This is a genomic window from Bartonella queenslandensis (assembly GCF_018155095.1).
GTDB classification, from domain to species: domain Bacteria; phylum Pseudomonadota; class Alphaproteobacteria; order Rhizobiales; family Rhizobiaceae; genus Bartonella; species Bartonella queenslandensis_B.
The window spans coordinates 43822-49913 of record NZ_NAAI01000013.1; the positions used below are offsets into that span (position 1 = coordinate 43822).

Annotated in this window: 9 protein-coding genes; 8 read left to right on the forward strand and 1 reads right to left on the reverse strand. The window is 37.0% G+C overall.

Features of this window, described 5'->3' with window-relative positions; genetic code table 11:
• Window positions 1–58: 58 nt before the first annotated feature.
• On the reverse strand, window positions 59–334 hold the full coding sequence (locus B5V81_RS08035) for a helix-turn-helix domain-containing protein (protein ID WP_212113007.1): 276 nt from the start codon (window positions 332–334) through the stop codon (window positions 59–61).
• Window positions 335–428: 94 nt separating this feature from the next.
• On the opposite strand from B5V81_RS08035, the gene B5V81_RS08040 reads away from it, so the two are divergent.
• From B5V81_RS08040 to B5V81_RS08075, 8 genes are all read left to right on the forward strand, one after another.
• Window positions 429–1082 carry a LexA family protein gene (locus tag B5V81_RS08040; protein ID WP_212113008.1) on the forward strand — a complete coding sequence of 218 codons (654 nt, stop codon included), beginning with the start codon at window positions 429–431 and terminating at the stop codon, window positions 1080–1082.
• Window positions 1083–1101: 19 nt separating this feature from the next.
• Entirely contained in the window at window positions 1102–2157 is a 1056-nt protein-coding gene (locus B5V81_RS08045; protein WP_212113009.1) for a type I restriction endonuclease, read from the forward strand.
• A gap of 412 nt (window positions 2158–2569) precedes the next feature.
• Entirely contained in the window at window positions 2570–2944 is a 375-nt protein-coding gene (locus B5V81_RS08050; RefSeq protein WP_212113010.1) for a hypothetical protein, read from the forward strand.
• A gap of 64 nt (window positions 2945–3008) precedes the next feature.
• On the forward strand, window positions 3009–3359 hold the full coding sequence (locus B5V81_RS08055) for an antA/AntB antirepressor family protein (RefSeq protein WP_212113011.1): 351 nt from the start codon (window positions 3009–3011) through the stop codon (window positions 3357–3359).
• Between the two features lie 14 nt (window positions 3360–3373).
• Window positions 3374–4105 carry a Rha family transcriptional regulator gene (locus B5V81_RS08060; RefSeq protein ID WP_212113012.1) on the forward strand — a complete coding sequence of 244 codons (732 nt, stop codon included), beginning with the start codon at window positions 3374–3376 and terminating at the stop codon, window positions 4103–4105.
• A gap of 143 nt (window positions 4106–4248) precedes the next feature.
• Window positions 4249–5070: an ERF family protein gene (locus B5V81_RS08065; protein ID WP_212113013.1), complete on the forward strand. Its 822-nt coding sequence runs from the start codon at window positions 4249–4251 to the stop codon at window positions 5068–5070.
• A 1-nt stretch (window position 5071) separates the two neighbouring features.
• The gene (locus B5V81_RS08070; RefSeq protein ID WP_212113014.1) at window positions 5072–5695 is read left to right on the forward strand and encodes a lambda exonuclease family protein; all 624 of its coding nucleotides are present in this window, start codon (window positions 5072–5074) and stop codon (window positions 5693–5695) included.
• Between the two features lie 78 nt (window positions 5696–5773).
• On the forward strand, window positions 5774–5977 hold the full coding sequence (locus B5V81_RS08075; protein ID WP_019221337.1) for a helix-turn-helix transcriptional regulator: 204 nt from the start codon (window positions 5774–5776) through the stop codon (window positions 5975–5977).
• The last annotated feature ends 115 nt before the right edge of the window (window positions 5978–6092 follow it).

Genomic DNA, 6092 nt, shown 5'->3' on the forward strand with positions numbered 1-6092 from the left:
AATCTACAAAACTGGGTGTAGATTTTCTGCAATATTCCGTTTCTCATAATCTTTCTATTTAAGCCTGTGAATGCTGCTGTGGCTGTTTGTTATTAGCTGTAGTAAGTGGCATCCCCTCCTCTTCAAGAGAGGGACGTGGATATAAATCGACATACCAGTCAACGGGACGAACAATACCATTGGTTGTCTTTTCAATCTTTAAGACAATTTCAGGCTCAGGAAACCGCAAGCCGCGTAAATACCTGTTAATTGTACTCTGTGCTACGCCAACTTGCCTCCCAAATTCGGCTTGAGATAGTTTGTTTCGTATGAGATATGATTTCAATTTTTCCATAACTCAAATAAATACCATAAAAGACTATTTTAGTCAATGAAAAATACCTTTATGGACTTTGTTAAATAAATAGTCTTGGTATAAGGTTTAGAGCATGCATATAATTAAAAAATTGAGGAAAGAGTTGGGACTCACACAGATGGAATTGGCTGAAAAGGCTGGTACCACGCAACCTCAAATAAAGCGACTTGAAAAAAGTGAGCGAAAATTAACCAAAGAGTGGGCGGAAAAGTTAGCACCACATCTTGGTGTAAAGCCGTTTAATCTTCTTTTCCCAGAAGACGAGGAAATACATCCCATATCTAATGCTATTGGAATGATACCGGTGATAGGTAAAGTCGCTGCTAGCTCGTGGATGTCGGTCGAAGATATGGATTTTGGATTTGATGACATAGAATATGTACCTAGTACCTCGAAATATCCAACTCATTTTCAATTTGCTTTAAAAATCGAAGGCAACTGTCTCAATAAAATTGCTCGTGATGGTGATCAGCTTATTTGCGTAGACATAATAAAAGCCGGTATTAATATAGAACCTGACGATCTCGTGATAGTTGAACGCAGCCGATTCAATGGTCAAATGGTTGAGCGTACAGCTAAACGTATACGTCAAACTACTAGTGGATTTGAACTATGGCCTGAAAGTACTGAACCCAATCATCAAGAACCTATCAAAATAAATGGGGCAACTGATGGAGAGGAGATTCGTATAGTTGGGAAAGTTCTTTGGATTTTAAGAAAACCCTAAAAACAAAGGAGAAGCGGGGATGGGGACAGTAGACGAGAGCTTAAAAATAATAGCTGACAAAGTCAAAAATCATTCAGAAACTATGTTAACTGAAGAAGCGGTCAAAACAGCGGTCGTTTTACCGTTTCTGCGCGCACTTGGGTATGATATTTTTGATCCACTTGAAGTCATTCCTGAATTTACTGCTGATGCCGTTGGTAAAAAAGGTGAAAAAGTTGACTATGCTATCCGTATAGACGGTGAGATACGTATTCTTTTTGAGTGCAAACCGGTATCTTGCGAATTGAGTTCAAAGCATTTAAATCAATTATATCGATACTTTAGTGTAACGAATGCTAAATTCGCGATTTTGACAAATGGTCGATTTTTTCATTTTTACACAGATCTTGATGCTGCAAACAAGCTTGATAATAGGCCATTCCTTACTTTTGATGTAACAGAATATAATACTGCGGTACTTACAGAGCTTAAAAAATTTGAACGTTCAGCATTTAATATTGAAAATATATTAGTGACAGCCGAACAGCTTAAATATGTATCTGGAATAAAGCAAAACATCCAAAAAGAAATAGAAAATCCGTCCGAAGGTTTTGTTCGTGTTGTTTGCGCAGATGTTTATGAAGGACGCCTGACTGCTAATGTCTTAGAAATGCTCACAGGTGTTACCAAAAGTGCGTTTCGCGAGCTGATATCTGATGTAGTAAAAAGTCGGCTTTCTAGCGCTTTACAAACAACAACTGAAGCCGACAAGCAAGATAATGTTGCTACATCTATTGGTAATGAACATAGCATAATAACGACCGAAGAGGAGCTTGAAGGATTCATGATTGTCAAGGCAATTGCGCGCGAAGTTATTTCTGCCAACCGTATTGTTATCAGAGATGCAAAGTCGTACTGCGCTATTTTAATTGACAATAATAACAGAAAGCCGTTGGTTCGATTGCACTTTAACAGAAAACATAAGCAACTAGCTCTTTTCGATACTAATATTGATGAAAAAGTCGGTATTGAAACGCTAGATAATATTTATGATTTTGCAGATAGAATAAGAGAAACAGCAAAAAAATATCTATAAGATATTCTAACACCCCATCTATGGCCCCGCTTCGGTGGGGTTTTCTGTTCATCTCAAATTTTGATAAAAAACTATGTCGTTGTCCCCTCATCGATTAGCGCTGTCTGCGCACAACCCACAATTTTTCTTTCATATAAGTTTCAAATACAGCTAACTGATTTATTTTTTACGGGATATCAGGAAGTATCATGCTCCTACACTAAACACTTACAATATCCAAACTGATTCGTAATAAATATAAAGTCTATTTATAAAAAAACCATTTTAGCATAAAATGACTTGATCACAATAATCCTTTATGGTATATATTGTTTATAACAACACATCATGAAGAAGCACAAGCCGATTTGTGGTGTTCAATTAAATTACATTAATACAAACAATCGCCAAGAAGCGTTAGGGAGGGGAAATTATGGAAAAGCCAATTCTTATAAATTCCAATGAAATTTTATTAGTTGCCTACGATAAAGATCAACACATTGCAGAGTCTGGACCATTTGATGCAAGCCAAATTCTAAGCATTGTTGATGAGGTAGATGATGCAATCCAAATCTTTCGCATCAATCCCTCTGAGAAGAGTTGTGAAGATATTTCTGAAGAGATTGCAGACGCATATGTAGAAGCAAATATTGAACATCTCTATGAGGATAGTAAGGTTCATTATTTTGTAGGTGAAAGTGATGCTTACCATGACCTTTTAGATGATTTAGCAAAAGAAAAATATAATGATGAGGTCTACGGGACCTACGAACAACAACACCGTTTGCGTCCTTGTGATGTGCTTTAAAAATTCTAAAGGGCGTTTGAAAAAGCGCCCCCTTTTCCCATCAATAATTGATTAGAGTAAACTTATGAACACACATGATAGTGAAGGATATCTCATACCTGAAAACGAGGTAGACAACAAAATTGGTTATGTCCAAATGGTCAAAGCCCATGCAATGCATAGGCACTTACATTTGAAACAATATTTTTCCACTTGGTTTAATGATTGTGTTGAAAAGTTTGATCTAAAAGAAGGCGTGGATTTTGTTTTTACAAAACAAGAAGGGAACAGACAGAAGATTTGTCCAAAATCTGAAATAGAAACAGATAAAACCGATAATCATTACTTCAAAATTCACGCAGCAAAGAAAATCGCTAAAGCAGAGCGCCATAGAAACTATGGCAGAATATTATACCAAGACTTGTGTTTTCATTAATTTAGGAAGTGATGATGCAAAACTTTATTACAATATCTAAAAACAATTTTCAAAATACAACAGTTCAAACGATGTCTAGTCGTGAAATTGCAGAATTGTGCAGTAAAAGACATGACCATGTTATGCGTGATATCAAGAAAATGCTTGAAGAACTTAACGCCCCCAAATTTGGGGTGGTTGATTTTAGTGGTTATTATCTTGATGGCAAAGGTGAAAGCCGCCCTTGTTACAACCTCCCCAAACGTGAATGCTTAATTCTCGTATCTGGTTACAGCACTGCCTTACGAGCAAAAATAATTGATCGTTGGCAAGAATTAGAAAAGCAAGCAGTAACACCACAAATCGACTATTCAAGTCCAAAGGCTATGATTGGCTTTTTGAATTACCTACAAGGTCAAATAGATCAAAAAGATACCATCATTGAAGATTTAACACCAAAAGCCATGGCTCTTGAAAGTTTGCAACGTCACAACGGGCTCTTTGGTCTTACAGAAGCCGCTAAAATACTCGAGATGCAACCAAAACAATTCATTCAATTCTTACAGCAAAAAGGGTGGATTTACAGACGTGCAGCGGGTGGAAATTTGCTACCTTATCAAGACAAAATCCAAAAGAAATTGATGGATTGTCCAACCATCACACTTCAAACCGCATGTGGAATAGAAAAAGTTATTCCTTGCGCAAAAATCACAGCAAAAGGCATTGGTGTGCTGTCTCAAGAACTTAAACGACAAAGCATGCATTAAAGAGATTATTATTATACAAAAGAAATACGAACTGACTGATGAAATTCTATAGCCTTAAGAGATAGGATTCTAATAACCAAACAACTTTTAACACATGCGTGATTCACGCCACGGGTGAATTACGTGCAATGGAGGAAAGCAAAATGAATGAACAAAACACAAACTTAACAGAAGTAAACAAAACAAACGATTGTGAAGTCAAATCTACAGCTATGGAGCTTATTTTAGAAAGAGCTTTAGAAAATGATGTTGATCTGGACCGTCTCAAGAGCCTTCTCGAATTACGAGAAAAGGAGATAGAAAGACAAGAGCGCCAGAACTTTGTTCGTGATCTTTCTACTATACAAATGGAATATCAAAAAATACATAAAAATGCTACAAACACCCATACAAATAGCCAATATGCTACGCTTGATAAGTATCTTGATGCCATAAAGGATAGCCTTTCAAAATATCGCTTTGCCTTGTTCTCTCGTATCAAAGAGCAGGGGGGAAATGGCATAACTGTCGAAATGACTTTAAAGCATATATCTGGCAATGAAATATCAACACAAGGAACATTTCCTTTTGACACTACAGGGAGTAAAAACAACGTACAAGCGGTTGGTTCTACAATCACTTACGCACGTAGATATCTCTTAAGCATGCTTCTTAATATTGTGAGTGAAGATGATGATACAGATGGAAATCCCCCTATCAAAAAGGCATTTCCGCAGCAAATCAATGAAATCAGAAGACTCATAGTGCAAACCCAATCAGAAGAAGCAAAGGTACTTGATTATGTTAAAGTCAAAAATCTTACCGATATGTCTGAGGGACAAGCCCAAATCGTTTTGCATCTTTTGAAAGATAAACAAAACAAACAAAAGGCTCTAAAAGAACAATCTCTTCCACAACAAAAGCAAATAGACGCACCTATGCAAGATATTGAATATGCACCAACACAACAACAAACGGCGGTGTGAAATGGAACAAAGAACAGCACAATGGTTTCAAGCCCGTTTAGGAAAAGTCACCGCTTCAAACGTTTACAACGTACTCAGTAAAACAGCAAAGGGAACCCCTACAAACAAATATGAAGACTACAAAATTAAGCTTATGACAGAACGTTTAACTGGTGAAGTAAGCCAATTTTATACAACACCTGCTATGCAATGGGGCATTGAACATGAAGAAGATGCCCTAAAAGAATATGCATTCATTTATGATACAAAGGTCACAGGGTGTGGTTTTATCCAACATCCCACAATTAAAATGGCTGGTGCTAGTCCTGATGGGTTTGTTGGTGATGACGGTTTAGTTGAAGTCAAATGCCCACAATCACCAAACCATTTACGCTTCTTTATAGATGACAATATAAAGCCTGAATATCGCGCGCAAATGCAATTCCAAATGGCTTGTACAGGACGAAAATGGTGTGATTTTATCAGTTATGACCCGCGTTTTACGAGGCAATCAACATACTTGCGCATGAAAATCAAACGCATCTACCGTGATGAAGAACACATTGAACAGATTAATCAAGCGGTCGAAGCCTTTTTAGCAGAAATAGAACAAGATATGCAAAAGATTTTGACAAAAGCCGCTTGACGTTATGGGGGTGCTCTCTCCTCCCAGCACCCCCACCCATTTAAGTAATAAGTAATATAGAAATAGAAAGGTAATGAGATGATATTTGATGATGGCGATAGATATGTAACAACCCGTGAATGTGCACAGCTTTTTAGTGTCTCTACAACAACGATTCGCAATTGGGTGCTTCAAGGTGTATTTCCAGAGCCATATAAGCTAGGTAGAGCAGTAAGATGGAGAAAAAAAGAGATTTTAGCCTTTACTCCAAAGAAAAATACGGAGCAAATAACAACAAATTAAGTAAAGTTGTACAAACCACAAGAGGTGGTCTAAAAGGTGGTCTGAAAAACAGCGAATCAAATAAAAAATTATATATTTCAATATGTTAAAGAGAAAAAGTGGTGCCCCCAGAGAG